Source organism: Candidatus Diapherotrites archaeon (genome assembly GCA_030688545.1).
Taxonomy (GTDB): Archaea; Iainarchaeota; Iainarchaeia; order Iainarchaeales; family VGJJ01; genus VGJJ01.
This window is the reverse complement of record JAUYHT010000006.1, coordinates 1-25535: the sequence shown is the minus strand read 5'-3', so window position 1 is coordinate 25535 and position 25535 is coordinate 1. Positions and strand designations below refer to the sequence as shown.

23 protein-coding genes and 2 tRNA genes are annotated in these 25535 nt (G+C 50.3%); 9 read left to right on the top strand and 16 right to left on the bottom strand.

The window, feature by feature from the left end; all coding sequences use genetic code 11:
- Nucleotides 1–39: 39 nt before the first annotated feature.
- Complete coding sequence (locus Q8P05_03065; protein MDP2666453.1) at nt 40–654, bottom strand: hypothetical protein; 615 nt, start codon at nt 652–654, stop codon at nt 40–42.
- A gap of 229 nt (nt 655–883) precedes the next feature.
- On the opposite strand from Q8P05_03065, the gene ispH reads away from it, so the two are divergent.
- Both ispH and ispE read left to right on the top strand, forming a co-directional pair.
- On the top strand, nt 884–1897 hold the full coding sequence (gene ispH / locus Q8P05_03060) for a 4-hydroxy-3-methylbut-2-enyl diphosphate reductase (protein MDP2666452.1): 1014 nt from the start codon (nt 884–886) through the stop codon (nt 1895–1897).
- Nucleotides 1898–1910: 13 nt separating this feature from the next.
- Nucleotides 1911–2804 (top strand): 4-(cytidine 5'-diphospho)-2-C-methyl-D-erythritol kinase, encoded by an 894-nt coding sequence (gene ispE / locus Q8P05_03055; protein ID MDP2666451.1) that lies wholly within the window; start codon nt 1911–1913, stop codon nt 2802–2804.
- A 109-nt stretch (nt 2805–2913) separates the two neighbouring features.
- Here ispE and Q8P05_03050 read toward each other — a convergent pair whose 3' ends face one another.
- The 3 genes from Q8P05_03050 to Q8P05_03040 form a co-directional block, all read right to left on the bottom strand.
- Nucleotides 2914–4464 carry a sulfatase gene (locus Q8P05_03050; GenBank protein ID MDP2666450.1) on the bottom strand — a complete coding sequence of 517 codons (1551 nt, stop codon included), beginning with the start codon at nt 4462–4464 and terminating at the stop codon, nt 2914–2916.
- Between the two features lie 170 nt (nt 4465–4634).
- A complete protein-coding gene (locus tag Q8P05_03045; GenBank protein MDP2666449.1) occupies nt 4635–5186 on the bottom strand; it encodes a hypothetical protein in 552 nt (183 codons plus the stop codon).
- Nucleotides 5187–5200: 14 nt separating this feature from the next.
- Nucleotides 5201–6667 (bottom strand): DHH family phosphoesterase, encoded by a 1467-nt coding sequence (locus Q8P05_03040; protein ID MDP2666448.1) that lies wholly within the window; start codon nt 6665–6667, stop codon nt 5201–5203.
- A gap of 76 nt (nt 6668–6743) precedes the next feature.
- Between Q8P05_03040 and Q8P05_03035 the strand changes: the two genes are divergently transcribed.
- Nucleotides 6744–7472, top strand: a complete 729-nt coding sequence (locus Q8P05_03035; GenBank protein ID MDP2666447.1) for a hypothetical protein — start codon at nt 6744–6746, stop codon at nt 7470–7472.
- Between the two features lie 51 nt (nt 7473–7523).
- Here the strand turns inward: Q8P05_03035 and Q8P05_03030 are convergent, their stop codons facing one another.
- Nucleotides 7524–9842 carry an AAA family ATPase gene (locus Q8P05_03030; protein ID MDP2666446.1) on the bottom strand — a complete coding sequence of 773 codons (2319 nt, stop codon included), beginning with the start codon at nt 9840–9842 and terminating at the stop codon, nt 7524–7526.
- Between the two features lie 3 nt (nt 9843–9845).
- Nucleotides 9846–10733: a hypothetical protein gene (locus Q8P05_03025; GenBank protein ID MDP2666445.1), complete on the bottom strand. Its 888-nt coding sequence runs from the start codon at nt 10731–10733 to the stop codon at nt 9846–9848.
- Nucleotides 10734–10788: 55 nt separating this feature from the next.
- On the opposite strand from Q8P05_03025, the gene Q8P05_03020 reads away from it, so the two are divergent.
- The 4 genes from Q8P05_03020 (at nt 10789) to Q8P05_03005 (ending at nt 12936) form a co-directional block, all read left to right on the top strand.
- Entirely contained in the window at nt 10789–11073 is a 285-nt protein-coding gene (locus tag Q8P05_03020; GenBank protein ID MDP2666444.1) for a 50S ribosomal protein L44e, read from the top strand.
- A 173-nt stretch (nt 11074–11246) separates the two neighbouring features.
- Nucleotides 11247–12296, top strand: a complete 1050-nt coding sequence (locus Q8P05_03015) for a hypothetical protein (protein ID MDP2666443.1) — start codon at nt 11247–11249, stop codon at nt 12294–12296.
- A gap of 63 nt (nt 12297–12359) precedes the next feature.
- Nucleotides 12360–12581 (top strand): hypothetical protein, encoded by a 222-nt coding sequence (locus Q8P05_03010; GenBank protein ID MDP2666442.1) that lies wholly within the window; start codon nt 12360–12362, stop codon nt 12579–12581.
- On the top strand, nt 12574–12936 hold the full coding sequence (locus tag Q8P05_03005; protein ID MDP2666441.1) for a PIN domain-containing protein: 363 nt from the start codon (nt 12574–12576) through the stop codon (nt 12934–12936). Before Q8P05_03010 ends, Q8P05_03005 begins: the two co-directional genes overlap by 8 nt.
- Before the next feature lie 24 nt (nt 12937–12960).
- Here Q8P05_03005 and Q8P05_03000 read toward each other — a convergent pair whose 3' ends face one another.
- Nucleotides 12961–13509 (bottom strand): hypothetical protein, encoded by a 549-nt coding sequence (locus Q8P05_03000; GenBank protein ID MDP2666440.1) that lies wholly within the window; start codon nt 13507–13509, stop codon nt 12961–12963.
- A 108-nt stretch (nt 13510–13617) separates the two neighbouring features.
- On the opposite strand from Q8P05_03000, the gene Q8P05_02995 reads away from it, so the two are divergent.
- Nucleotides 13618–13700: transfer RNA gene (locus tag Q8P05_02995), tRNA-Ser, on the top strand.
- Nucleotides 13701–13770: 70 nt separating this feature from the next.
- On the opposite strand, the gene Q8P05_02990 is transcribed toward Q8P05_02995, so the two are convergent.
- Both Q8P05_02990 and Q8P05_02985 read right to left on the bottom strand, forming a co-directional pair.
- The gene (locus Q8P05_02990; protein MDP2666439.1) at nt 13771–14325 is read right to left on the bottom strand and encodes a hypothetical protein; all 555 of its coding nucleotides are present in this window, start codon (nt 14323–14325) and stop codon (nt 13771–13773) included.
- A 401-nt stretch (nt 14326–14726) separates the two neighbouring features.
- Nucleotides 14727–15962, bottom strand: a complete 1236-nt coding sequence (locus Q8P05_02985) for a hypothetical protein (protein MDP2666438.1) — start codon at nt 15960–15962, stop codon at nt 14727–14729.
- 121 nt (nt 15963–16083) lie between these two features.
- On the opposite strand from Q8P05_02985, the gene Q8P05_02980 reads away from it, so the two are divergent.
- Nucleotides 16084–18978: a penicillin acylase family protein gene (locus Q8P05_02980; protein ID MDP2666437.1), complete on the top strand. Its 2895-nt coding sequence runs from the start codon at nt 16084–16086 to the stop codon at nt 18976–18978.
- Between the two features lie 282 nt (nt 18979–19260).
- On the opposite strand, the gene Q8P05_02975 is transcribed toward Q8P05_02980, so the two are convergent.
- The 7 genes from Q8P05_02975 to Q8P05_02945 form a co-directional block, all read right to left on the bottom strand.
- Nucleotides 19261–19587 (bottom strand): hypothetical protein, encoded by a 327-nt coding sequence (locus Q8P05_02975; protein MDP2666436.1) that lies wholly within the window; start codon nt 19585–19587, stop codon nt 19261–19263.
- A 50-nt stretch (nt 19588–19637) separates the two neighbouring features.
- Nucleotides 19638–19940, bottom strand: coding sequence for a hypothetical protein (locus tag Q8P05_02970; protein ID MDP2666435.1), 303 nt, complete (start codon nt 19938–19940; stop codon nt 19638–19640).
- Nucleotide 19941: 1 nt separating this feature from the next.
- A complete protein-coding gene (locus Q8P05_02965; protein ID MDP2666434.1) occupies nt 19942–22917 on the bottom strand; it encodes a DUF853 family protein in 2976 nt (991 codons plus the stop codon).
- A 172-nt stretch (nt 22918–23089) separates the two neighbouring features.
- Nucleotides 23090–23161, bottom strand: a tRNA-Ala gene (locus tag Q8P05_02960).
- A gap of 515 nt (nt 23162–23676) precedes the next feature.
- Nucleotides 23677–24132 (bottom strand): hypothetical protein, encoded by a 456-nt coding sequence (locus tag Q8P05_02955; protein MDP2666433.1) that lies wholly within the window; start codon nt 24130–24132, stop codon nt 23677–23679.
- Between the two features lie 114 nt (nt 24133–24246).
- Nucleotides 24247–24585, bottom strand: coding sequence for a hypothetical protein (locus Q8P05_02950; GenBank protein ID MDP2666432.1), 339 nt, complete (start codon nt 24583–24585; stop codon nt 24247–24249).
- Nucleotides 24586–24879: 294 nt separating this feature from the next.
- On the bottom strand, nt 24880–25535 hold a 656-nt coding region (locus Q8P05_02945; protein ID MDP2666431.1), incomplete at its 5' end, for a PD-(D/E)XK nuclease family protein.

Sequence of the window (25535 nt, the reverse complement as noted above, 5' to 3'; positions counted from 1 at the left end):
ATTTGGGCTATATATTAAACCGCATACCAAAACTATTTTTTATTCCGTGGAATAATCAGGATAAGCGGACGGAGGAACGATAAGACATCCTTCGTCCGAGGAACAGGAGGATTCATCTTCAGGGGTGCCGCGCCAGGGGCATACCTTGGAGGGGATGCAGGCTTTGTCGGTGAGGGAATCCAATTGGACTTGTATTTCATCCGGGGATTCATCGCCGAATGTAATGAGTATTTGGTCCAAATCCTGGGGCTGGTAAGCCATACCATCTGCTATGGGTTGGCCGTTCACGTAAACACGCAGGGAATTGGTTTCGTCCGTGCAGTAAGAAGCTCCCGTATCCAAGGTAAAACAATCCGTGGTGAGGCGCATGTCAAGGGTATGGAAGAACAATCCGAGTGTTACCCCGAGGGCGTGGATATGCATGACCTCCCCATCCCCATCATGCAAATGGGTGTAAGGGGAGCGCTTCTGGGTTTCAGTGGACATGTATTGGGGTTGGGAAAAGTCCACGCGCTCATTATGTATATATACTGCAAAATCGGCATGCGTATGATTAGGATCAGGGTTGGCTTGTTCCATGGGGAACAACGCCCATGCCACGGCTAATATTCCAACTAGTATGAGTATTCCTGGAATAATCCATTTTTTTTCCATACGATCTTGAATCTCCACGCATCATATAAATCTGTTGAAAGACCCCGTTTATTCATTTGGTCCACCCAATTACCTACCGATTAAGGATTACGCTATTCGCCGTTCTTTATTTTGACGATTGTCCATTTTTTCCGATTGTTTTTTATTGGGTCTTTTCACCTACTGGTTCAACAGGCTGCCCTATTCCCATTGGAATAGGTATCACTATTCCTTAGGAGGAACCATCCCCATGAAAATCGAGATCGCCCGCGCCGCCGGGTTCTGTTTTGGTGTCAAACGCAGTGTCAAGCTGTCCATGGAAACCTTGGGAAAAGGAGAAGCCTACCTCTATGGGATGCCCGTCCACAATCAAAGGGTGGTCCAAAAAATTATGGACGCGGGGGGGAAGCTGGTGGAAGATAATCCTTATGCGGCCTCCAAGATATCTCGATTTGCTCACTTGAATACCATGGAAGAGATCCCGGATGGATCCACCGTATTGATGCGCGCGCATGGGGTGCGGATGCAATCTTTAGAGAAGGCCAAAGAAAAAGGTTTTAATGTTGTGGACACCACCTGCCCCTTCGTCACCATGGTCCACAAAACAGCCAAAGTATTGAACGATGAACATTATCAGGTCATCATCGTGGGGGAACATGGCCACCCGGAAGTAGAAGGGATTAAGAGCTATGCCCCCAACGCTATTGTAGTGGCCAATCCGGAGGAGGCACGAAAACTGTTTCCCAAGAAAACCCAATATTATACTAATGATGAACTCATGAAAGCTAAAACGGATTCAGAAATAGTGGAGAAATTGCATTATCCCGTGTTAACAAAAATAGGGATTGTGTCCCAAACCACGCAGAGCAATGACAATGTGCACCTCATCACGCAAGAGCTGATGGGCAAAGCCCGGGAAGTGCGCGTATACAATACCATCTGCAACGCCATGCACGAGATGCAGCCTGGGGCGGTGGATTTAGCGATGCGCGTGCCCCTCATGATTATTATTGGAGGAAGGAATTCGGGGAACACCAAGCGCCAAGCCGAACTCTGCGGCCAGCAAACCAAAACCCAATGGATTGAATCCGCGGAAGAATTGAAACCCGAGTGGTTCGAGAATGTTCCCCATGTGGGCATCGGGGCAGGGGCGAGCACCCCGGATGAGGACATCGAGGACGTGGTCTCCTGGATCGCCGATTTAGATAAAGAAACCAACCACACGGAAAGCGAAATCATCCGACCCGAATACGTGGTGCACTGATACGGGCGGTAGTATGCCCCCTCTTATTCTTCGTTCTCCCGCCAAGCTCAATCTCGTATTGGATATCCTCCGGAAACGGGATGATGGCTATCATGAGGTTGATTTGGTGATGCAGGAACTGGATTGGCATGATGACGTAACACTTGAAACCATTCCCGATGATCCCCGCATTACCATTACGTGCACCGATCCCACGGTTCCCACGGATGAGAGGAATGTCTGCCACACAGCCGCGCGTCTCCTCCAAGTTGAATGTGAGAAAAAAGGAAAACCAATGGAGGGGGTGCGGATCCATCTCGCCAAAAAAATTCCCGCGACCGGAGGATTAGGGGGAGGCAGCAGCAATGCGGCCGCCGTGCTCACGGGCTTGAACGACGCATGGGGATTGGGGTTGTCGCGGGACGCGCTATCCGTTTTGGGAGGAAAAATAGGCTCGGATGTCCCCTTCTTTTTTTATGGAAAAACCTGCCGCGCCACCGGTAGAGGGGAAATCATCACCCTCCTCCCTTCCTGCCCGCGCCTGGAAATCGCCTTCCTGGTGCCTCCCGTGCCCGTGCCCCCCGCCAAAACGAAATGGATCTACGGGGCCTTCGATGTTGATAAAGTGGGTTTTCATCCCTCGGCCTTGGAATTGATCGCGGCGCTCGAAACCGGGGATCCGGCCGACATCGCTCACGGCATGGGCAACGTCTTCGAGACCCTGGAGTTGCCCGAGTATGCACCGGTTTTCTCCCTGATTGAAGAAATGAGGAAAATGCCGGGTGTCCTACAATGTGTGCTTGCCGGGGCGGGGCCCACGGTGGCCATCGTGTGCGAAACCCGGAAACTCGCCCATCAGGTCATCGAACCCTTCCGCGCGCGGGGATGGATCGGGTTTGTCACGCATACGGCGGGCGCTGAAGAATAACCATTGGAGAAAGGGAGTTTTGAGCATACTACTTGGATAAATTCTCCATAGGGTGCCGCTTGCAGCCCCTCCATGTGGAGCCGCTCAAACTTTTTGGGAAAAAGGTTGGCTATCTGCAGGTGCTTCCCACGCATGCCAAGCGCTGCATGAGCACATTGTGGAGATTCTGAAGGAGGGGTGCATAGCATGGGTTGTTGTGCTGACTCTCCAACTCATACGGGTCTCCAATCGGCGAACACGCATTGGGGGTAAGGGCATAAAGTTCAAATTCATCCGCATTACCGTCCAAGTCGTAATCATACTCCACGTACTTGTACTCTTCTCCCGTACTCGCGTCCCGCGTACGCAGTCCCGAATAGAAGTCCAAATAGGGGTTCTCGATCAGGAAGTCGGTTCTCCAGGGAATATTGGGATTCTGCATTAATGGAACCAGCGAACGCCCCTCCGGCACGAGCGTGGAGGTGGCGTTTGCCCATTCAAGGAAGGTGGGCACATAGTCCACGTTATTCACCAGCGAATGGATGGTTACGTTTTGAGGGATGCCGGGTCCCATAATAGCCAGCGGCACGCGTCCCGCGGCTTGATAGGCCACCTGCTTTCCCTTCTCAATGCGATGTTCCCCCTGCATCCATCCATTGTCACTGGCAAAGACGATGATGGTTTTGTCGTATTGCCCCGTCTGCTTCAGCTTCCGAATAATGCGCCCAATCCCCTCATCCACGGCCATGAGCGTTTCCTGCCGCTTTTTATAGCGCGTGATGATGGCATCCTGTTGCACCGGCCCAATCAATGGGAGGGATCGAACGGCCGCGGGCTTGTCCGAAACATCCGCCTCATTAAAGGATGGAGAGAGAGGAAAGGGTGCTCCATCCATTGCTCCCGCATGACGAGGGGCTGGAATGGTGTTGCCAAATACCTCGGGACTCGCATGGGGGGCGGTATAATCAATCTGCAGAAAGAAGGGGGAGGATCCGTATTCTTTGTCCGCCAGATACTGCACCGCCCTGTTGGTCAAGACATCCGTCTTGTAGTCCCCCGGCGCCTGGCCGAACGAATGCAGGGTGGTGCCGTCCTCCATGACCTTGTAATTATAGTACTTATGCATTGCTTCCCCATCCGTTAAATACGTTCGATTCCACCCCGGAGGGGGAGGGTCGTAAACGTTCGTATCGTTGAGGTACTTTCCCACCAGAATCGTGTAATAGCCCGCGTTCCGCAGCCAGACGGGGAGCGTATTATGGGTGTTGGTAAATTTATGATACCCCCCATATGGCAGCTTGTTTCCCAGCACCCCGTGATTCTTGGAATACAACCCCGTGAGCGTGGTAACGCGCGAAGGGCAGCAGAGGGAGAATTCCACATAGGAATTGGTGAAAAAGACCCCCTTACTTATGATCTGATTATGTAGATTCTGCATGATGTATTTATTGGAGTTTGGCAATCGGGTGAAAATAGAGTTGTAGTCCTGGTCGTCCGTGCGGATAAAAATAATGTTGGGTCTCGAAGGGTCTTGTTTGGAGACCGACCCCCGCTCATAAGGGGCCGCGTGCACCTTTTCTACCGGTGGCAGAAACAAGCCCGAGAAGGCAGCCAAAAGAAACAGAATCCCAAAAACAACCAGCAAATTGTTTCGAATATGAGGGGGGAGGAACCTACGCATACAGGGAAAGGGTGTATGAGGGGTTATAAATATTCTGCCCGGACCGGCTTTGCCCATAAAGGGTGTTTTGCTATTTTTTGGTATTCGGTGGTTAGCTAAAAAAAGAAGTGGATTTTGCAAAATATGGGTGGTTGTTTTGATGAAGGTTCATTTTCCAATAAATTCGAATCCTATATTCCCAAAAAGTGGGCAAAGGCATCGACGATGATCTTGAGCCAGGCGAAAATATCCAGGACAAACAAATTGGCATTGGTCCCGGCATCGGTGGAGGTATACGTTATCTTTTTTCCCACTACCCCTTGGGAAAACTCCTGAACGGGATCCTCACTCGTTACAATTCCTTGAAGCGTAGCCTCATCTGTCTTAACCACGAGAGTAGGGTTCGAGGGGGGGAAAGACGTGATACGCTGCACCCGCTCGGAAGAGGTGGTGATGCCAAAAACTTGGGTGGTTCCATCCCCTCGCGCTACTTCCACGCGCATCTGCTGGTTTCCAAAGATACTTTTTGTGGGCTCTGGAAGCTGCTGCAAAACTTCACTAGCCTCACCATAGAATGATTGGGTGAGCGCCGTCGCCTCACCTTCCGCGTCGAAATAAGGGGATAAATCCTGGGGAATGGTGGATGCGGGTTGTGCCCATGCGTTAATGGAGAAAATGGAACCAATTAGTACCAATGAAAAAAGGATGACGGTCATTGAAATGATTGTTTTTCGGGTTGCCATTCCTATATTGAGGACTAACCCGTTTTTAATGATTTTATGTTCCCATCCATTTGCTGCCCCAATTTGGTATCAAAGGCCTTCAGGAAGGCCTCGGCTTGATCCGCTTCTATTCGACATCCAGCAGCAATTTTGTGACCGCCCCCCTCTGCCGACTTTCCTATTTCCAAACACGTCTCCCTCAGCGCCAAACCCAAATTGACTCCACCCCTTACCAGTTCGCTTGTCGCCCGGGCGCTCACTTTAATGCTTCCATCCGTATGGCGCGCGAAGGCCACGATGGGTTTATCCGTGGGCACGGTTCCTGATCCATACAGCATGCCCGCCACGATTCCCACGATTGTATCCTTGATCCGCTGTTCCGCATCGAAGAAATAGAAATGGGCATGCGTCTTCAACCCTTCCTCCTGCATCAACCGGATGCCCTCCGCGAGATTGCGGCGGTGCTCCTGCAGCAATCCCATGGCGCGCGCATAGTAGTCCTCCCTATCCCCCATGCACACCTCAAAACCAATAGTGGATTGGCCATTTCGTCCACAAGCATTCAATACTGTTGAAAATTCTTTGGCGTCCCGGAGGGGGGATTTCTCATTTTCCTTGACTAAAGTATACACTTCCCCCACCAGCTCATCCAATTTCCAGGGGGGCGCCTTATGCTCATGGAGATGTAATATGAGCGCCGTGGACAATGTTTTTTTTTCGTCCGGGTCTAATTCCTCATACGATCGCCATTTCCCTTCCCGCGTCTGCAATGGGATTCCCAAAGACTGAAGGAAGCGCAAACTATTCTCTGGGTTCGCTGTGAGGGAAGGCAAAATAGGATTGGTGCAGAAGCTGATGTATTGAACCAAGGGTCTTGAAATTCGACCATATAACCGCAGATCCTTTTTCACATCGAGCACGCCCTGCGCCACGCCTTCCTGAAGCATCACGGCATTCATCCCCTGCAACCCATAGGTGCGGGCATCCTGCATATCCCCCACGGCTCCCACGACTCCTATCGAAGATAAATCCTTGTTTTTGGGGTCCATCCCCTTGGCCACCCAATACGCGATGCCCGCGGCTGAAATCTCCGTGCCGCCATCCAAACCGAACTGCATGGGATTCAAATGGCCCTCGAAATCCCCCTCCCCCTTCTGATGATGGTCCAAAATATAGAATGGCTGGGGCATTTCCTTCTGGAGCAGGGGGATGTATCCCGAGCCGAAATCCGTGAAAACAATGGTGGATTTGAAATGCGCCAGGCGCGCGATGTCCTCCGAATACAATTGTTTGAGGGTGATGGTGTCCACTTTAACCCCCGCCCGACGCAGGGCTTGGGTCATGATCCCCCCGCTTGTCATCCCATCACAATCGTGATGGGTGCACACTACAGCCTTATCCAATAATTTTAACCGTTCAGATGCTCCCGCCATGCGTTCCTCGAAGGCGCGCACCCGCTCGGTCCATGCCGATTGGGGGGAGAGGTCCATGAGACGAATCATATCCCGCGTTCTTTTAATCCTTGGGAGACCATTCCGCCAAAGACGGTTTTATATGCTCCATCCCATTTTTCGTGCCATGCGGCGCACGTGGCTCTATATGGGGTTGGCTTTCTTTCTCCTCTTTGCCATCGCCATTCTCTTTTCCTTACTCCAGAATGACATATTCGCCTTCGTCGACCCGGAGGGGGGGCTCAAGCAGACCCCCGTACTCTATCTCGCCCTCCTCGCCATCGTTTTAGTGGCGGCCCTCATCCTCCGCACCACATTACCCCATCACTCGGGGAAGGATGACCTTCCATTCGCCCTGCGCGGGTTTATCGCGGTGGCACTTTCAGGTATACTGGTGGGGGGCATTGGGCATGAAATCGTTCATCTTATTCTTCTCCGCCATCCTACTCAGTTTCGCGTGCACTTTGGGGATCCCACCGCGATACTCTCCACGTGTTGCCTGCTTCCTGGGGAACTCCCCTATGAGGAAATCGCCTACCTCATCCAATTCATTATAACGATGGCCTGGATCTGGTATTTCCGCCATTTGTTCATCACCTCCCACACTCATTCTCATTCCCCAATAATTACTCCCACTCACACACATTCCAAGACGCATACTTCCTTAGCAAAGTCGAATCGTCGAACCGCTCAACCCCTATCAGGGGACGAGGCCGCGGAGGCCGAATGGCGGAAAGAAAGGGCTGCCCTCGAGGTCCTGCTGGGCACTCCTTCTAAACCGTCACACGCGCCCAAAAAGCACGTGGATGACGCCCAATCCGCTTTGGATGATTTGAAGAAATTGCGCCTAAAATAGGAAAAGGATTTTTCGCGTCAAGTAGGATAAGTATTTTTCTTTTGAAAGAAGTCACGCTTCCAAAGTTCGTGCTTCCGCCGCCGATTTCAACCCGATCACAGTAGAGGCGGTGTTGCGCTTGGCGACTCCCAAAATCTGATCGGCCACTTTCACCACCGCATCATTGTGGGTGATGGCGATGAATTGGGAGGCCTTGGACATCTCTTTTATCAAATGCCCCACTTTCTTTGAGTTAGTCATGTCCAACGCGGCATCCACCTCATCAAAGAAATAGAAGGGCGCGGGCTCATACAATTGGATGGCAAAAATGAACGCCAGGGAGGTCAATGACTTCTCTCCTCCCGACATGGAATCGATGGCCTTCATCCGTTTATCCTCCCCGTGCATGGCTTCAATGAGGAGGCCGGACTCTAATGGTTTCTCAGGATTAGACAGGCTTAATCGCGCGGTTCCATCAAAGAAACTCTCATACAACCGGTTGAAATGGGCATTGATGGCATCAAAGCACATCATGAACGCCGCCGTACGATTAGTTTCAATCCCTTGGATTAGGTCAAGGACTGCCATCCTTTCCTCATCCAAGGTATCCGAACGCCGCTTGATCTCCATGACCTCTTTCTCATAGTGGCCGAAGTCCTCGAGCGATTTGAGATTGACGGTGCCCAATTGCCGCATTTCATGTTCGATTACCGGCACGCGTTTCTTGAGGGTGGGGCCATCCCCCCCTTCCAGGGGAGGAATGCCTTGGTAATTCCGCATCTCCTCTTTCACGTCCTGCAACCTCGTGTCGAATTTGGATTGCTCAATCTTGATCTCGGAGAGCTGCGCATCCAATCGGATGACTTTTTCCTGGAAGGCCCGCTCTTTCTCTCTCTCTGAATGGAGACGCTCCCCTATTTTGTCCCGCTTCCCCAGGAGGGCTTCATTCTCTTTCACGAAAGAGGCTTGTCTCTTGGCGGCGGCGTCCCTTTCCTTCTCTAACTGGGGGGTTATTCTAACCCATCCTTTCAAGGCTTTCTCGACCCGCTGTTCATCCGTGTTGAGCTGTTTCACTTTTTCATCGCTCTTGGCCAATTGGGTGAGGAGAACCGCTTCACCTTGTACCTCTTCCCATTTCTTCCTCAAACGGTCACGCTCTAATTTCAACGCATTCGTTTGGGTCTGCGCCTCCTGGTGCAATGTTTCCTTCTCCGCAAGCAATTTGGTTTTGATTTTGGCGCTGAGCTCCCGGGCGCATACCGGGCAATTGGATTTGGCCTTCTTCAATTCCTGAATACTATGAAGGTGGGCATAAGCCATCCCTCCACGCTCAACTATACCCTTTTCAAGCTGACCCATTTCATTTCCAATCTTCCTTTTTTCCTCATCAATAGCCGGATATTTCTGGGATAGTCTCTCCCATTCCGTGAGATCCAATTGCCATTCCACGCGCTGGTGGGCCAACTCCTCCAACCGTTTCTTGCATTGGGAAATTCGCTCCTCATTCACCCGGATATCGGCCTCAACCTTCTCCACACTCCTTTCATCTCCCGCAAATGCCTGCGTCTTGATTCCAATGACCTGTTTGTCCAAACCCGAAAAGGCCTCTTCTAACTGTTTAACCTCCGACAAACTCTTCATCTGGGATTCCCGTGCGGTTTCTTTCTTCCCTATTAATTCGACCTGACTTTCCACGAGGACCTGGAGACGCGCGGATAATTCCTTTTCTTCCAGATGAAGAATAGTGGCTTTTGATTTTTTCAATTCGTCCTCCAAGGCCGTGAATCGTTGCGCCACCTCCCTTTCTCTGGCGAGCTGTTGGATGATCGCCATGCGTTCATTGAGGACAATAGCCACATCCTTGATCTTACGCTCCACCTTATCCAGGTCTTTCAACGCCTCATTTTTCTTCTCCTCAAATTCCTGCAGTCCCGCAATCTCATCAATCATTTCCCGGCGCTGATAATCATTCATGTCAATGACCCGCAACAAATCTCCCTGCCCCACGAGATTATGGCCATCCACGCGCAATCCCAATTCTCCCAGGAGATTTTGGACTTCTCCCAATGTGACGCGCTTCTCATCCATCCGGTACACGGATTTCCCATGCTTGTCCACGGTGCGCGAAATCTCATAATTCCTTTCCTTCCCCTCCAAGGTTAAGTTTACCACCGCATACCCATCCGGGGAACCTGTAAGCACCAAATCTGTTAACCGGGACGCGCGCAAGGATTTCAAGCTCGTTTCTCCTAAAACGAAGAGGAGGGCATCCATGATGTTGCTCTTCCCGCTACCATTGGCCCCCGCGATGGCCGTGAACCCATTGGCAAAGGGAAGGGTGGCTTGTTTGAATGATTTGAAATTCTTCAATCGTAATCGGGCGAGACGCATACCCTACCCCTTCTTCCCATGGTTAGCAAAATGCTTCTCGGCGGGCCATGTGTAGAGGCGCATGGCCTGCGCGAGGACGGCGGCGCCATATACCGTGGGGATGGCTTGCACCCCCGCGGCGATGGCGATTTGGATCAAAATATCATTTTCAAAAGCGAGTGCGAGAATTTCAGTAATCCCTCCAAATAGGGCCCCGATCACGACTAAAACCAATCCAAGAATAAGCGTCGTTATCCACCTCCCCTGGGTGTAATGCCACGATTGCGCCAGGGCTTCCTTCAATGAGGAACCTGTTCCCAAAAAAGAAAAAACAAACATCCATTTAACCACGGCAAAAATACCCAGGGCCATCCATACTATTCCTGCCACCAGGCTCACCAAAGAAATGAGACTATTATCACTCAACGATCCCGATGCCAATCCTAATAGGATGAACGCCCACGCCCCTACTGCCAATCCCATCACGAGCGCACCCTGCACGGCCTTTCCTATTAATCCTTGGGAGGAAGGATGATGCATCCTCTGGGCCACCCAGGCCACGATGAACACTGCAATGCTCGCATTAATCAGTAAAGCGAGTAAGACAATAATTCCATTCAGGGGGTGGGTGAAAAGGATGTCTAGCGTCCCCAAATCCAGGAGGGGTTGGATAAACGGCTCGGCGATCAGGAGTACTCCCCCTTGAATTAGCAATAGGAAGACCGTTCCAATGTAGAGGATGGGATTCCTAAGGAGAAATGTTACCCCCCCTCCCAGCGACACGAGCATGCGAATGGATCCTCCCTTACCCCTATCTCCTACCCCCGCGTCGTATATAAGCGAACCTCCGATTTTTCCTATTTCCCCACCCCCAAATAATCCTTCTTTCTCCCCATTCCCCCACTGCCCCATTTGGCCTCTCTTTTTAAGGGTTTCTTGGACGACTTTTGAGATACCGGTTTTACTTATGAAGATTCCTCGCTCCAAGAAGCTCTACTGCAAGAAATGCAATGCCCATTCTGACCATAAGCTCAAGGCCTTCAAATCAGGTTCTCCTCGGGTTATGGCCATTGGTCAACGGCGGAATATCCGCAAGCACAAAAAGGGCTATGGGGGAAAAGCCAAGTTCGTCATCCCCGTCAAGAAGCAGACCAAAAAACCCGTTTTCCTGGCCGAATGCGGGGTATGCAAGATGAAGAAATACTACGTCATCCCCAAGCGCATGAAGAAAGCCGAACTGGCCACGGCGTGATTTTTAAGTAATTTCTATCGATCCGAATCAGGATCAACTTCTGGAATTTTCTTTTCTTTAGAAATACTTTGTTTGGATAACATCTGTTTGGGGTTCAAGCAACACTTTTCCTTAAAATAATTTGATCCCCCCCACCCGCCTGTTTTTTATTCTCCAAACCCGTTCCTTAACACATGACTTCTAAGACGAGTATCTTGTTAATCATTCAGCAGAATCCGGGGATGGACTATCAATCTCTCCTTTCTAAAATAGCCCCCAATTATTCTAACCTTAATTCAGCCCGCGCGGCTTTATCCCGGGTGCTCAAGGATGCGGTTTCTTTTGGCATGGTCCAGCGGCGCGACCATCAGCTCTTTCTCACGGACAAGGGGATGGCCTCCCTCAAGGTGAAGATGCACGACAAGCTCGTGCTCAAGCTCAACCAGCTCATGCAGACCCGGGGGTTGGGCCACAATCCCGATGCGTTAGTGCAGCATCTCTCCATCCTCCTCGAACGGGGCAAGCAGGACCAGCGCCTCCTGGATAATGCCCGGGCGTCCGTCAATTTTTCGGTGGCGGACATCGACAAGGTGAAACAGTTCCTCTCCACCCACATCCAACATCTTCATTACCTCGAAAAAACATTAGACCATCAGGTCGCCTCGCTCAAGGAACTCAATTTTCCTTCGGCGCACAAACTTTCCCTCGAGGAGATGCGCCCCTTATCCGGGCATTTGCTCACCCTCTCCAATACTCCGGAAGTACAAGTAGAACCCGCTCTGGGCATCACGGAAGCCGCTCCTGTACTCCCCATCCTGGAAGGGTTAGATCCTATTTCCAAAGGCACGCGCTTCACTATCGCCAGCGCCCATTTTCCCACGATATTAACGCGCCTCGCCCAACTCCAGGATGGGAATTTCCCTGGGATGAAGGCCTATCTGGGACTATTTTCATTGGACCTGCACCGTGAAAACGTGGTCATCCGCGGCCCCAGCCATTTGATGGAGCGCCTCCTAAACGCCCAAACCCAAACCCCGCCTCAAAATGCGATGTTCCCGGTCCAGGATCCCTCCAATCAGCTTCCCATGCCTTTTTCCCCACCCCCCATTCCTCCCGCACACCCTATTCAACCCGACCAACCCCCCGAGGAACCCCCTGAACACGAACCCGCTCCCCCACCCGAACCTCCCCCTCCCCAACCCCAACCGGAAGACGATGAAGAGGAAGGGGAACGGGCCAGCTGATTGTAAATTTATTTAATGTAGTATTCAAGATACTTTCTTAAAGTAATTATACTCAGTATAATAATGATCGAAGAAATAACCACGGTGCGGGAATGGGGTGGATCTTGGGGAGCGACCATTTCCAAGGAGAAATTGAAGAAAGCCCATTTCCACCCCGGTGACCGCATCCGAATCCTAATCCTGCCAAAGAAACCTCCACTCAAAGGGATGTTCGGGAGTATCCAGACAGCTCACCCCATTGAAAAAATCCTTAGTGATACCAATCGAGAGGCATGGGATGAATAGCCCAATTTATTTTTTCGACTCCTATGCCATCGCCAAATTCCTGGTGGGCGATCCCGCTTATGCGAAGTATGAAAATGCTCACGGTATTCTCACTATTTTCAATCTAGCTGAACTCAATTGGGCATTCAAACGGGATAATAAAATGATGGCCGATCAGCTGGTGAAACAGTATGCATCCATTCAGGTTCCGGTCGAACCCGAGGATATTCCCATCGCCATGGATTTGCGCCTCCAAAACAGGGCATTATCCATTCCTGACGTCATTGGTTATACGGTGGCCGGGAGGTATGGCATCCCCTTTCTCACCGGCGACAAAGGGTTTGAATATCTTGAGAATGTCGAATTCGTAAAATAGGATTAATAGGGAATGGTGGACTCTTTAATTTTCCCGTCGGAATCCTAACCCAAGAAAACCCATTACTCCTATTCCCACCACCAAAAACATCCACCACGGGGTATCTGGGACATTCAATTGGACGGTTGGGGTGAGGATGACAAATGTCTCCAGGGCGCTATTGTTTCCAGTGACGATTTCTCCAGGTGACCCGGTATACAGCGGGATGCTCACGAACAGCGTGTACGTTTTACCGGTCTCCAAACCATTCGGGTCGAATTCAAATGTAAGGTCGGGGGATGTATAAAAGTGGGTTCCGCCCCCTGGGGGAAGAGAGATGGGGGTCGAATCCGAAAACGAATTGGGCAATTGATTTCCCTGGTTATCGCGGACGATGAAATTAAGAGTGACGGAACCCCCCACCCCGCGTACATCTACTACCTCGATTTCCACGATGACGGGTTGCCCTTCAAGCAATGGCGTTTGGAATGCCATCCGCTTGACCACATACACATCCCCACTGATGGATTGAGCATGTCCCCCACTCACGAGGAGCATTAGGAGGAGGGGGATGAGGATGATGCGCGCGCGCATACCTGCAAGAAAAAAATCTCCTATATATACCTGGGTGTCTCCCCCCTTCACCGGAGGGGCTATTCCCCTTTTTAGGCGTACGGCCCCCCAGTGGATACTATCAAACCTGCGGAGTTGGCAGAGCGGTCAAATGCACCGGTCTCGAAAACCGGGGCCGAAAGGCTACGAGAGTTCGAATCTCTCACTCCGCGTCATATTTGGGGTTCCATCGCGTTCGAAGCCTTTTTATCCACACGAATAGTCTTTAATCTTACAATGGACTCACTTTTTTCTTTTTAACACCATTCCAAAATCAGTTATAATCGCTTCTATTTTTTTTGAATTAGAATTTTTCGAAGGATGAAATGTCTCAGGGAATGTGAAATATCCGTTTTGCTTGAGTATTTCGGTTTGTCGTTTTACATCCTTCCAATACTCATCTTGTTGTTCAGGGCTGAGTTGTCTATATGGAATAAGATCACGTCGAGTTGAAAACAACCTGTCCCGTCTTAATAGTTTTTTTTGTAGTGCGACTGTACTAGGTAACCGCAATCCAAGATGATTGACTCGATTTAATTCAATAAGTTCATTTATCGTGTGAAATTGGACTTCGAGATTTCCAAATGTTTTGTTACCTTGCCCAATATCAAGACCTGAAAATGCATGAATCCAATGCGCTTTTTTCATGACAAATCTTTTTTCATGAACTCGATCTCCGACTTTAAAAACAAATTTTGCTTCACGAACAGTACCTTCACCCCCCCTGCCTAATTTAGCTCCGATCTTAATTTCTACCAATCTTCTGATGACGCCCTTCCCATTTCGCAACAATGGCATAAATCTAAAATTATTTAGGACTTAAAAAAACGAGTACCATCTAATCAATTTTATTAAGTCCAATAGTCTTGTTCTGAGTTATGAAAAGGCTTCGAAAAAACAGCGTTTGAACCCCGGAAGTGAATCTCTCACCCCGTGCTCGGCCCGTTCCGTCGGCACGCTTTCGCGCGTGCGGAACGAAGTACTACAATGGGGGTTTAACAACCCCCAGTAGGCCAGAATAAAAACGGATTCACCTCTAGCCTGTTCCATCGAATCGCTGCGGGGTTAGGGCTCCTTGCAGGAGCCCAGACAAATCGTGAAATACTTTTTCGCCAACCTTTTTCCAAAAGGTTGGTTCTGAATCTCTCACTCCGCGTCGAGGGTCTTGTTCCTCGATCCCGCTGTAAGGGGTTCTGGCATTACACCATCGGTTTATGTGTTTTACGTATGATGCCGGCGGCGAGCATGAGTTTCTCTTCCATGAGGGTTCCCATATTATTCTTGGCCGCCGCGGCTGCTTCCCTTACCAATTGGGCAGTTTCCCTTCCCAGGTCTCGCGCGGAGGCCCGGGCAAATGTCTCAAGATGATACACCATATTATCCCGATGGGATGTGCGATCGAACCAGAAAATGGCATTCTCCGCTAACATGGCTAACTGCGTCTGGAAAACCATTTTCCTCAATTCGGATTGGGAGGAGTTTACCACGACCTGAATGAATGTCCCGGTCAGAAGATATTGACGAGCCAACGCCCGAATTACCAGGCGATTCGCCTCACGGATCATGCCATAGGCCTCTCGTAAATGGTTTTCCTTAATGGCCTCGCGGGATTTTGACAGGATTCCCCCCGCCTGCTTCAGTTCGGGCTCGCGCTTTTTCAGCATGCTGCGTGTTTCTCTATCCAATTCGTTTGCCAATCTTTCCAGATCCGATTTGACCACGCGAGGACTGCGCAGTGTGTCCAGGCGCCTGAAATTGGCCGTTAGATAATCTTCCAAACGCTGTTGTTCGATGGTGGCCCGATCCTTCAGTAATGAATGCCGCCGGCGCAAGAAAATTCGTTGCCTAACCAATTGATTGCGACGCGCGAGGATATCATTGCCTGCCCCGCTCAATGTAAGCAAAGCTGCTCCATCATTTCCCATTGAAAGCAACTCCGCGGCGCGCACTAAGCGTTTCTGGATATTCTTCTTATGATGGCTCCGCAACTGGTTGGGATTCCCGATGGCGCCGGCCATCGCCATAATCAGATTCCGGGCGCTCTCTTTCTGTTCCGAATTAAACGATTTCCATTGCTGCTCGATCCCAAAATGGGTGCCCGCGGTGAGGCGGTAGATGTCATCCAACCGCTTTGACTCCAGAGCCACACTATCCATTTGATGACGGGAAAACCGCACGGCCGAGTAGGGATTGGGTAAATCGACATGGCGTAACCGGAGCAATTCATCCGGGGTTTTTCCTTCCTTGTAAAAAGGGATTTTCACTTTTCCATCCGGGAGGAAAATGATGTCCAATGCGGTTAGGCTCCTTTTGGCCGCGGGGAAAGGGGTTTGTACTTCCCCCCGCTTTATTGGGTAAAGGGAGCGCCGGGGACGCATATGCGTTTTTCCACGCATAGGACGATAGGGAACCGGCTTGGTCATGCGACCTGTCATGCGCCTGACCTATTTAACAGTATTTTATGAGTTGCCTTCTTTCAACCAGGAAGGTATGAATAGGGTTATTTTTTCCGGTTCAGAGGTCCCTTTTAAAGAAGGAAATACCATTTTCTGACACATGTTCCCCGCGGAAGACGAGTCAACCCCCATCCTTCCTTTCGTGGTGGGATTCATTATCTTATTGCTATTAGCAGGAGGCATTTGGTTCCTGTTCTTCGCTCAACCCCCTATTCCCCCGCCTCCTGAATGCGAGGAGGATTGGGAATGCTCCGGGTGGTCGGCTTGTGTCAATGGCATCCAGACTCGAGTTTGTATCGACCAGAATGCGTGTGGCACGATAGACGATAAACCGCCTGTCCAACAATCGTGTGTCTCCCCCCCGGTGTGCGGCAACCAGATATGCGAAGCCGGAGAGAATTCCACCAATTGTCCCGCGGACTGCGGGACCATCCCCCCTTTCTGCGGTGACAACGCCTGCCAATCAAGCGAGGATTGTTTCACGTGTCCCCAGGATTGTGGGACTTGTCAACCTTTCTGCGGGGATAGCGTGTGTGATGCCACCGAAACCTGCAGCACGTGCGAATCTGATTGTGGGGTGTGTGAGTGTACCGAGAACTGGTTCTGCACGGACTGGGGGCCCTGCACGAATGGCACGCAAACCAGGTCCTGCACCGATTTGAATGCCTGCGGCACCCAAGTTGACCAACCTCTCCTTTCCCAAACTTGCGGGATCGACCTAAAAATCATCCGTGATCAATTTGGAGTGCCACATGTGTTTGCCACCACGGATTATTCCGCTTTCTATGGGATGGGCTACGCCACGGCTCAAGACAGGATATACCAGATGCATCGCACCCGCATGATTATGAAAGGGCGGTTGTCTGAATTGAATGGGAGTATGGGAGGGGGGGCCACCATCAACCTGGATATCAAGATGCGCCGCCTCCAGTTCGCGGATTACGCGGCCGCGCGCTACCCTAACCTGGATGCCGAGACCAAAGATTTCCTCCAGGCCTATTCGGATGGAGTAAATTACTACCTCGAGACCCATAAAACAAGCCTGCTCTATCTTTTCGATTCTGTCCCCGAACCCTGGACCCCCGTGGATTCTCTCTTAGTTTGGGATTCAGTAGTTCGAGCCGGAGTGGATGCCACGGAAGTGACGAATAGGCGGACGTTTGACCAAAAAGTAGCCCAACTGGGTTCCGCTGATGCCGCGGCCGCGGACATGGAACCCACGGCGTACGTAGATAGTGATGGTGCCGTGGTTCAGCAAAGCGATGTCCCCGCCGCCACCCTCCAAGCCATGCAGACCTATGCCAATCAACACTCTCCCTTCGGGGGCTATTCAACGAATCTCATTGAAGTACCCAAAATGAGCCACGCCTGGGTAGTGGGGGGCAGCCGTTCGACGACGGGAGCCGCCATATTGGTTTCCTCTCCCCAACTGGATGTTACTTCCCCCTCCCCTTGGCATGAAATCCACGTGAAAGGGGCCACCTTTGACGTGCGCGGGGCCGCCATTCCGGGGGCCCCGGGCATCTATGTGGGGTTCAATCCCCGGGTGGCTTGGGGCATCACCGCCGCGGGAGGGGATTTGAGTGACGTGTTCAAATTGAAGATGGTGGGGACCGACCAGTATGAGTATAATGGCCAAACCTACACTATCGAATCCCGAAATGAAACCATTCTTGTGAAGAATGGCAACCCCCAATCCATCACGGTGAAGAAAACCATTTTGGGCCCGATTATAACTCCGATGGTAAGTGCGCTTCCGGGAGAGGAATACATTGTGCAGGCCGTCCCTTTAGTGGATTCAGATATTCACACGATTCAATCCCTCATTGCCATGATGCGCGCCGATGACGTGTATCAATTCAGGGATGCGTTAGCCAAATACCGGAGTCCTGCGGTACACATTATTTTCGGGGATTCCCAAGGGAACATCGGTTACTGGCATTTGGCCGCCGTGCCCACGCGCTCTTCGTTGTCTCCTCTTGCGGGGATGGTGGCGCAGGATGGGAGCCACTCCCAATATCTCTGGCAAGGATTTATCCCTCATACGTTGCGTCCCCATGTGATCAACCCGAGCAGCGGTATCCTATTCTCCGCCAACAACCTTTCAGCGGGAGCCTGGTATCCTATTTTTTATAATCCCGGCTGGGGCGGTGGGGGGGATACGGCCCGATCCTACCGTTTGCGCGAGCTCCTCTTGGAGACTCATCCAGCCAAATTCACCCCCTCTGAAGTATTAGATATTCATTTCGATGACGTGAGCATTTTCCGCCGCGATCTGGTGGAAATAGCCCGCTATGTTCGCGATAATCAGGGGGAAGACAAATTCAGTTCCACGGCCATCAATGCCCTCAACCTATTGGAAGAATGGTATGAGGATGGCGCCCACTCATCCATCAATGAGCCCTATTTTGCCCTGGTTTCCAATTTCAGGAGTCGTCTGCGCGCGTCCGATTCGTTGGGCATCACTAATGTTTATGGGGAGGGCGAACCCGGGATGCGAGCCTGGATACGGCATGCCAAGTTAGTAATGGCCAACAACCAGAATTTCCGCCCGTTTGAAATAACCTTGCTGGAAAACAAATTATCCACCGCGTGGTCCCTCACCACCTCCCAGTTTGGGAATGATCCCGCGCAATGGTCCTCCCAATACGTGTCCCAAGGTGCCTCACACCGGGTGCAGTACTTCAATACGGTTTTCTTTGGATTCGGGAGTTTGGACCCCTCCAAAGATCGCACTTACACCGGGTGGACGAATCCAGATATCGGGACGCTTGGGAGTCAATTGACCCAATCCTATTCCCTATTCGTTGATTTGTCACGACCGGATGATGCGCGAACGCTATTACCTCTAGGCAACTCTGAGAACCCCGGAAATGTGCACTTTAATGATTTGGCCTCCCGTTGGACGAGCGAAAACTTCTATTCCGCCCCCCTCACCCAAAGCCGGTTGCAGAATATCACCGAATCCACGGTGACGCTGAATTACATCCGATGAAACTTTTTAGAAAAAAGTTTCATCAAAAAACGGACTTTTTAGAAATAAGTTTCATCAAAAAGTGGATCATAATTTGCCCTTCAGGACGACTCGTGTCGCCCATTTTTTGGCGAGCGATCGCGCGAGCCGAGTGACGTTCATGCACACTATTTGGCTAAATCAACTCAGTAGACTAACCAATATGGGTGATCCAAAAATATTCAACATCGAAAAATAAACAATTTTTTTTTGTTTATTTTTTTTGGGAGGGGGAGGCACGAATGGGGAAAAGAATTCCCTATTTTATTCGTCCTTCACGCCCACCTTCACACCGCCTACCAGTTTGACAGTGAAGTTGAAGATGTATGCTCCCACGAACCCGGCGAGGAAGCCCGTGATAATACCTAATACGAGGAACAACAGCAACCCGATGAATCCCGCTTGTTGCGCGGTGGCAATGACCTCCGGAGAGGCCCACGTTTGGGTTTGCAAATAAGTAGATAGTATCCCCGAGGTGATCAATGTCACTATCCCCGTAATCAAACCCGCCACTAATCCAAAGACGGCATTCACTTTCCCCGCGGTGAGGGGATCCAAAAAGGTAATTTCGTGGGTGGGGGTTTCAGTCATGGGAAGGCTCCTCCAAGGGATTATGTATCCTCACGCGCATTTTGGCGAATTTAAATCTTTGCCATCGCCGGACACGCATTAAGCGCCTTTACCATGCGACGGAATAGGGTTTGGGCTTGTTTCTTTTCGGATACGTGTTTCACGAATACCTTGCCGGAGGGATAGAGGCTTATTTTGGTGTCTTGTAGCTTGACCTGCACGATGAAGGGAGTGTTGATCTCCACATATAGTCCCGCATCCTTCAGTTCCCTTCCTAAAGTAAAGAGGGGTAGCTTCAATGACTGTTTTGGGACAAACTCATAGGAGAGTTGCGAGTCGCAGAGCCGCGCTTCAAAGAAATCCCCGCGCAGCATGCTATTCCTCGAGCCGCTCGCCCGTCATCCCATCCAGGCGCACCACCCGGTGTTCGCCCGTTTGGCGGTTGATGAGCAGCCCGTCAAAGGTGGGGCGGAAGATTTCCTTAACCTGCGTCACCACCACATCCGGCCACCAGGTGGCAAGGAGGGTGTGCAGCTCTTCAGGTTTCAAATTCGATGGAGTCCGCGTCACTTTATCCACGTGAACCAAAGGCACGTGCGTCAGGGAAGATAAGGTCTTCTCCATTCCGGATAAAGGAATATCCACTTGCGGCGACAAGGACACAACGGGTTCTTTATCCTTGGACATGCGAATCAACCCATTATTCTGGAGCACGCGGAGAGGAGCTGCCAGCTCTTTCCCCTCGCACCGCATCCGTTTGGCCAATTGGGGGATCGTCCCCCCCTTTCGTGCCACCTCACGCAACAAATGATAATGATCCTCTTTCAACCCATGCAACGCATTCAGGCCGCGGGAGGAAACCATCCTATTCTTCACGACGTGCAAAAATTCCCCGCTCTCGGCATCTACAAAACACTCCTTTGGGATGTAACTCGTTTTCCCCGTGAACTGGCGATACTCCACCTTGTAGAGGGGGCGGTAGGTCAAATCCACTTTATCCAGTTTCTCGACCGGTTTTCCTAACCCCAACATGGACCTATTGGCCGCCCGCTGGAAGGAAGCCACCACTTCCTCATTGGAAATCTTGATGGGAAACGCCAAGAGGGCGGTTGATTCCCCTTCGTCCGGGAGAAAGGAATCATCCACCAACCGTTGGTCAGTGGCCTCTTCCTTCTCGGTTTGCAATGCCTCGAAATAGGGTGGCCAACGCAGCACCATGGTTTTAGGATTAATTTCCACTCCATTCTCCTCCATGCCATCCAGCACGTGCGACAATTGAGCGTCGCTCTTATACTTTTGATTGAGCGTCTGGACGACATCATCCACCGTCTTTTTTTCCATGGACCCTTGTTTTTCGATCGTTCCCATGAGCAATTCCACCGCGAGATTCTCCACTTCCTCCGGAGCAAGTTGGGTGTGCCGCTCGCTCGTTTCAGCGTCTCTTCCTTCGTGTTGCGACATGCGCGGCCGCACATTTAATACAAAGGCACGCGAGGTTTCCTCCCGTCGGTCACCGGTCAATGCCGTTCCTACGGGCAGGGTTTTGAGAAAATGAGCGTGCCGGAAGCGCTGTGGAATAATGGTGGGGGTGCGTTTCATGATGGCTTTGATGTCATCATCAAAGATGAGCTTATGGGCCAGAATCACATCCAATTGGGATAGCACACGCGTGTCAATCGCGCTAGGCTGTTGCGTAGCGAACACAAGACTGCACCCAGGTCTTCGCCCCTGCTTCACGTATTCCACAATGGCATTGCTCGCGGGAGTAGACACGTTGCCACTAGGGATCAACGTATGGGCTTCATCAATGAATAACCACGTCGGGGGAATTTCACTCTCGAGGAGTCTTTCCATATCATCCTCTTTGAATCTCTTGGCCGCCTCTTTCCGTGTTTGGATCTTCCGCGCGGCCAGGAGACGACGGGCCAGTATTCCAATGACAAGTGCTGTTACGGTGTCATCCAGGAAACTGGTATCGATAACTGACAATTGGCCTTCTCGCGACAACTCCGATAGAGGCGTGCCTTTTTCTGAGAAAATCCCCCATCCCTTGGCCGCCTCGAAACGTGACACTAATGCGCGCACACTATCCGTTTTGAACCCCCGCTCTTTTGAATTAATTTCCGCGTCCTTCTCGAGGCAGATGATGAGGTCTTCCAATCCATACCCCTTTCCTTTCCCTTTCACGCTTTCTCCAGTGAGGGTTCGAAATCCCTTCTCCACCTTTTTCAAGGCCTTCTCCAATACTAATCCGGTGGGGGAAAACCGCTCCATCCCGAATGTCAAACACCAATCCTCGCTCGTGAGCAAGGAGGGGGGAATGGAATACAACGCGTCATACGTGTTGCGGGGCGTATCATTCTTGCTCCCTTCCGGGATGAAAACCTTGAGGCTTTCCAACCCCTGGGGCATCAACCCATAGTTGGCGAGGGCGCGCACCTCTTTCTCATCCTTGTTGGGGTATTTCATGGACCAGAAAACCCCTACCGGATCCACCACAATGATCCCCACATCGGGGTTTTTGAGCGTTAACTCCTCCGCGATGACACCAAGAACGTAGGACTTCCCTGATCCGCGGGTGCCGCAAACGAAAACCACGTGGGGGTTGAGGGAATCCAATTGCAATTGATGATCTTGTAATCCTTCTTCGTCCGCGACCCGGCCAATAAACAAACCTCCTTTCGTACCAAATTTCTGCAGCAGGGATTTCTTTCTCCCAATGAAGGCCACTTTTTCTTTGGGATGCGTAAGCAAATCCAATTTGATGGTCGTTCCATCCTTCTGGAGGGAATGCCCCTGGGATTTTCGGACCAGATGATCTTTGATCCTTTCGCGACGCTCAACCAGGGACGGATCCACCAACCTTATTTTTTCCATTGGCGAATCCGCGCTTGTCACCCCTTCTTCATGGGTGCCATGTTCCACGAGCAAATCTTCCATCTCCTCCCCCACCTCATCTAATAACTCGGGATCCCGCAGGTCCCCGGGCGAAACATTTCTATTTCCTTCCGCCGGTTTATCTCCCCCTTCCTCTTCCGGATTTTCATTTTCTTCAGGAATATCCTCCCCGTTTTCCTCAGAATCTTCATCATTGGGAAGTTCGTCATTCAAGGGGGTATTTTCATCCTCTTCCATGGGATCATTCTCGTCAACCAAATCTTCCTCCACCGAATCCTCCTCATCTGCCAAGTCGTCCTCCTCTCGGGGGTTTTCTTTATCCTCATCCTTGAGAGGGGATTCATCGTCATCCTCCCGGACCCGCTTCGATTGAGGAAGAGCGGTTCCCAACAGCCGGTCAAAGGGATTACCCCGGCTTTTCACGACATGCACCCTCGGATTATCATCTTCCATAAGGACCCCATGACGATTCCCACGCTTTAAATGATATATCCTCAACCCCTTTTTCAAAGGAAAAAATCAGCCTATATTCCTTCCCGTGGATTTTCCCATTTATTTGAACCCCCATTAGAATGCCAGAGAGGTATGACTTTCCTCCTCCATAAGGAGTCGGATGAAATAATGATGGACAGGAGGGGACTTGAACCCCTAACCTTCCGCATGCGAAGCGGACGCGCTACCATTGCGCCACCTGCCCAGGGCCATTAACATAGGCTGGCCATTGACATAGGCCGCTCGTCCCCGGGGTACCGCTGCGCGGCACCCCTTGTGAATCAATTTTTCGTGCACCTTTTTCTACAAAGGTGCGGGTTTTATGAGCGAAGCCCATGAATCAACCCATCCATGGCTAAAGGCAATTGGGTGCCGGAGCGTTTAAAAAGAATTCAACAAACAGGGAAAAACAGAGGAAGATTGGGAGTGGAAAAAGATGAATAGGGGAGAAGCCAGGGATCTGCGTTCCGCAGTATGGCTTCCCTCCCTAACTCCCAATACGTGCACCCCTTTCAGTGTCGAACTATAAAAAGATTTCATTTCGCGCTCACGGATTATCAAAAATGCGAGAAAAGTTCTATTTTCACGCATCCGAATAACTTTTTGGTATTCTCACGGCTCATGAAAAAAGAAAAGGCAACCGGGAGGTCGCCACTACAGGAACGGCCGCTGGGAGGTTGGAAACCTCCCACGTCCTTCGAACCAGCTGGACGAAACCAGCTATTGGCAGGTACCCACAATGCTCTGGGAACCATTCACGTCGACCCCTGTCAAATTGGGGCTGTCATATTCGTAACCCAACGTCAGATTATATTGCTGACCTGACGTCGTTCCACAATCGAACGCATCATTTTGAACGGTTTGTGTTCCACCCGGTCCAAAAACGACATCCGTTACGTTTATCGTGGTCCCCCCCCAATGTACCTGGGTTAACGTAATAGTCTGGGAGGTCAAATTCTTCATGACCAATGATCCACCGGCCGTGGGAGCGGATATCCACTCGGTTACCGCCAATGGTGAGACGCTTCCCCAATAGGATCGGCTCGTGTTTTCATTCACTGATGTTCCAATGCTGGGAATGCCTCCCAATACGCTTACTACGACCAACGCGATCACAATCACGATAGCAAGTATGATCAGGTATTCGGTCGTTCCTTGTCCTCTCCTCTTGAACATAAAAAGATTCACCTCTGCCTCTACGAAAAGACCCGAATATATAAACGTTTTCATCCCACCGGCTTTGCCTACTAAGTGGGTTCTGCCCATAAAGTGGGCTTTTTGCCCACAAAGTCAAAGTTCTCCGTTATTGTCGAAGAATTCTTCTTTTTTCTGCATTTCCAAGAACTTTTTGTAATCCTTCACTTTGCCAGAGTCAATAAAGTTGATTTTGTTGGCCTTTAGACAGGCTTTAATTGCATCGAGAAGGTTGCCTTGTGAAAATCCAGACCCAAAGTAGATTGGTTTTACATCCGAGGCTCGAATTCCGTGCTTATGGTTTGTAGGCATCTGCACCCATCCACTTTTGAAGGCTGTTTTTGGTCGTAATTCCACGCCTGCCCCTGATGTGTGAAAATATACTGACAATTTTATGGTATTGTTCCCTTCTTTTTCAGTCATTCGACCACCCATACTACTGGTGAACAATACATTATTTAAATAATTCCTATTTCGTGAATAAATACAGTTTTAGGATATTTGTTTATTCTATGGTTTTGGTCATTAATCGAGGTCTTTTGGTTTGAAAACATATCCGCATTTGCAGGTTCCGCTTACTCTTTCGCCTTTTCCTCTGAATGCGAGTTCGGAACCACCTGTTGTTCCTTTTTGTCGGACGTAATGGTGTCGAGCGGGAAACCAAAGGATAGTATTTTTCTCCCCGCATTTTGGGCAGGTTACGGGCATTTCTTCGTGGTCGGCCATACTTTAATCCTTGTTTAATTGACACCATACACACTTTTTAGACGGACAGTCGCCATTGAGTAGATTAATGGCTTTTTGGATTAGTCGTTCAGCATCACCGGTTGAAATTTCGATTTTCTTTAGGTCGTTGTGAAAAAGAACTTCGCCAGTTGTTGTTACTTTGTTGGGGTGATAGAACAAAAGATAGGCGTAATCCTCGACTTCATACCCGTTTTGATGAAGTAGATAGCAATAAACATTCAATTGGTCTTGGTAATATTCGTGTGTATCATTCTTCAAAGGAAAACCTCGCGTTTTGTAATCCAACACGACTAATTTTTCCTTATGAACCAGAATATTATCAATTGCTCCACAAATTACGTTTCCCTTTTCATCACTCCAGCGAATTCCTTTACGAAAATTTCTCCATTGACTCAAAATAGGTTCATCGTCAAATAATCGCATATGTTTCAATGTATGTAATTCTGGAGGAAGTTCTCCGCGTTTCATAAAATAGTCAAAATGTTCTTTCAAAATTCTATCCATTCCAGACGGCAAAGATGGAAAGATTCCATTTGGTCGCTTTACTCCTTCTTTGAACTGTCTCCAAAAGCAACGGGGGCAATCCTTAAACAACGAGAGAGAAGTTGGTGATAAAGTATAAGACATTTTTTTCACGC